Annotated in this window: 5 protein-coding genes; 1 reads left to right on the top strand and 4 read right to left on the bottom strand. The window is 51.4% G+C overall.

Annotated elements, in window-relative coordinates:
• The 4 genes from E0L15_RS12020 to E0L15_RS12035 form a co-directional block, all read right to left on the bottom strand.
• Positions 1-236 (bottom strand): hypothetical protein (locus E0L15_RS12020; RefSeq protein WP_168125784.1); only part of this gene is annotated, 236 nt, incomplete at its 3' end.
• A gap of 261 nt (positions 237-497) precedes the next feature.
• Positions 498-902: a hypothetical protein gene (locus E0L15_RS12025; protein WP_087257294.1), complete on the bottom strand. Its 405-nt coding sequence runs from the start codon at positions 900-902 to the stop codon at positions 498-500.
• 300 nt (positions 903-1,202) lie between these two features.
• Entirely contained in the window at positions 1,203-1,805 is a 603-nt protein-coding gene (locus E0L15_RS12030) for a helix-turn-helix domain-containing protein (protein WP_168125786.1), read from the bottom strand.
• 71 nt (positions 1,806-1,876) lie between these two features.
• Positions 1,877-2,092, bottom strand: coding sequence for a helix-turn-helix domain-containing protein (locus E0L15_RS12035; RefSeq protein WP_168125787.1), 216 nt, complete (start codon positions 2,090-2,092; stop codon positions 1,877-1,879).
• Between the two features lie 149 nt (positions 2,093-2,241).
• Between E0L15_RS12035 and E0L15_RS12040 the strand changes: the two genes are divergently transcribed.
• Positions 2,242-2,551, top strand: a 310-nt coding sequence (locus tag E0L15_RS12040; protein ID WP_168125789.1) for a hypothetical protein, incomplete at its 3' end; no start/stop codon positions are given.

Here is a 2,551-nt window from a genome sequence, read left to right on the forward strand (position 1 = left end):
GCCTCCAGTTCTTTTGTAATTCCCCAGGCCAGTTTGAATCCTGCGGTGAAGCTGGCCAGGGAAATTTCTTCCCGTAGCAGGGCTTGTCCATCTACCAGGTCCATGAGCCTGCGCCGCTGTGCTTTGTCCAGGCAGTCCCGCACATCCTGACGGGCAGTTTCAATTTCCTTCTCCAGTTCGGTGAGATTTGGCTTTCGAAAGAACCGCTGGTGCAGGGCTTTCATATAGTCGTTCATGTGTGCTGCCTCCTTATCAGCAACACACAATACCGAAATATGAAGAGAATAGCCAGTGGATTTTACCACAATTATCAAACTGTTATCATTTGCTCCGGGCCAATTTCCTCGGGGCGTTTTCTTTGGTGACAGTGTGCTATTTTAGGCGTTGTGGTTACCATCCATCCATGCTCATACCTCAGCTCAGCTGCTCCTCCTCGTGGTCGACCGAGACTATTTTATCTTTGTATCGCAACACAGATTTTTACACGCTCACATAGATCACACGGACTTCTGGAAGTCCAGCACTTCCTTGAAGCTGATGCGGCCATTGGTGCTGTTTACCTCCCGCACACTCCGGCCACGCATAAGCTCATAGGTTCGCTGATCCATGTCGGTGTCGGCAGTGAGAATGTGATTGCACAGATTTTGTTCCACCGCCACCTTGTAGAGATACCTGCCTATACGCTGTGCAAAGTCATCCATGGTGCCGATGAGGATGGTGGAGAGCACCTCGGGTAGGAAGGCACCGGCATTCTTGGTGTTCAGATAGCCCAGATAGAACTCCACGGCTTTTTCGATGAACTCGCTCTGGCTCTTGCAGTTATCACTCCGGTAGGTGTCCTCGATTTTCCTCCTCACAGAGGGGGTGAAAAAGACGGTTGTTTTCTGTTTTCCTTTGACCATGATTAGTCTCCTTTCGCTTCGAAACTATCTTGAATTCCTTGGGACTGTAAGGCTCGTCCCCAACAGAGCGTTCCTCTCCGAACTTTTCGCCCAAAGGAACGCCCTTTGAAAAGCCTGAAACTGCCCGCACTGCGGGCAGTTGTGACCGACACGGCGCACAAGGAGCGTCGTGTCTTTCCCCTGCTTCTCGTTAGTCCAGGCTCCATATCCCTGCTTTCCGCCCAAAAGGGGCAAATTTGGCCTTTCTCCGACTGGGGTGGGGCAGGGCTTCCTCTACGCTGCAATCGGGCACACAGCCCCTTACAGCGGGGCACACGGGGCTTTCTCTGGGTTACGTCCCAGGTGTTTTTGTGCCTGATGCCACTTTCGCTGTTCATCCAGCTGGTCCATCTGCTGCTGGTAGTAGCAGTCCAACGTTATTTGGATTGGGAGGATGGTGTACTGGTTGTTGCCGTTCCATTTCATGCCGTGGCTGTCCAGGTAGCTGGTGTGTTCCACAGCGATGAGCTGTTTCTCCTCCAGTTTTGCGACGTGTTTCATGACAGTGGCTACCGTGAGATGTACCGCCGAGGCAATGGTTCGGTAGCTGGGATGACACTGGTGGGTGCGTCGATCTTCACAGTAGAGCAGATAGGCGTAGACGGTGATGGCTCCGTGACCGAGATGCAGAAAGAACAATTCGTTGGGCAGAGAGAAGAAATTCTTCCCGGTGTTCCTGCACACTGAAACCAGATGTTGATCCAGCAGTTCACGTTGTTTGAGGTTCATGAGTTGCTCTGCGGCCATTTCTTTGCTCATGTGCAGTTTGGACGCGATCTCGTCTGCGCTGGGAGGGACAGATTTTTTGTTGTGGGTGTGGAGATAGCAGAGATAGGTGAAGATAGCGAAGGCCTGAGGTTTCAACCCCCACTTCCAGATTTCATTGGGGATTGAGAAGCGATGCCGCTTCGGATCACGCTGGTACAAAGACAAATTCAGTTGTGTTCACCTCCTTCCGTGTGTTCCACCACCCATTGGATGAACTGTTCCTTGGGTACCACCATGCGATTGCCGATGCGCAGCATGGGGAAGCCGGGTTCGTGCATCAACTCGTATGCACTGGATGGTGAGACACCTAATGTTTTTGCCACCGTCTCTGAGTTGAGAAACAGCGGCAGTTCGTCGTAGTGCTTGTACATGGATTGCTTCATTTCGAATTCCCCTTTGCAAAAAAGTAAGGACACCAGCGATGGTGCTGATGCCCTTCTGCTTGTATTGTGTCGGAGATTTTGTTAGACTGAGAAAAAGGTGTGACCAATTATTTTCCAGGTGGGACAATTTTCGGTGGTGGTGATGTTCTTTGGATGGAAATATCGTATTTTACATTCACGGCAGCACAATCGAATACGGTGGAACACTGTTTGATGCCGGGGAACTGACCACGGATATTTTGAACCTGGGTCCCAGGGAGTATGCCCCTCTCCATGACCGACTTCAGCACATTCAGTCCTTGGCCAAGCAGTACGAGAGTACACAGGACCGTGGTATCTGGTGGGAATTGAACGGTTGCCTGATGGACCTGCACAGCCAGTTGAGCAAGTACCGGGTATTTCAAATCCTGCTGCAGGATGACCAGCAGCTTTTTCAGGAAGCCCAGCAGTACACCGAGC

The sequence above is a fragment of the Pseudoflavonifractor sp. SW1122 genome (assembly GCF_012027765.1).
Lineage (GTDB): Bacteria > Bacillota > Clostridia > Oscillospirales > Oscillospiraceae > Enterenecus > Enterenecus faecium.

Bases quoted from the DNA above. Each gene is read 5' to 3' on its own strand.
- E0L15_RS12025 (WP_087257294.1), bottom strand. From the start codon at position 902: ATGGTCAAAGGAAAACAGAAAACAACCGTCTTTTTCACCCCCTCTGTG.
- E0L15_RS12035 (WP_168125787.1), bottom strand. From the start codon at position 2,092: ATGAAGCAATCCATGTACAAGCACTACGACGAACTGCCGCTGTTTCTC.